The organism is Oceanobacter antarcticus (assembly GCF_044962685.1).
In the GTDB taxonomy this organism is placed as follows: Bacteria; Pseudomonadota; Gammaproteobacteria; order Pseudomonadales; family Oceanobacteraceae; genus Oceanobacter; species Oceanobacter antarcticus.
The window spans coordinates 1-243 of sequence record NZ_JBBKTX010000113.1; the positions used below are offsets into that span (position 1 = coordinate 1).

Annotated in this window: 1 pseudogene; it reads right to left on the reverse strand. The window is 45.7% G+C overall.

Annotated features, from left to right (window positions below):
* Positions 1-243 (reverse strand): annotated as a pseudogene (locus tag WG929_RS21150) (IS66 family transposase); the annotation flags it as partial.

A 243-nucleotide genomic window follows, 5' to 3' on the forward strand; every position in this document is an offset into this window, starting at 1 on the left:
AATCATCGGTTTGCAGGTAGCCTTGATAATCACCAAGCAGCGATCTGGCCACATCGGTGCGACGACGACTGGCGTAATCAAATAAGATAATGGGGTGTTCCCGATCACCGGTTTTTCGTACTCACATGTAGCTGAGGCTTTCGGCTGTTTTATCCGGTTCTTTTAAGACCTGAACTCGGGTTTCATCCATATGGATATAACCGCTTTCAAGTAATTGATCATTGAGCAGGTTGTAAAGGGGTT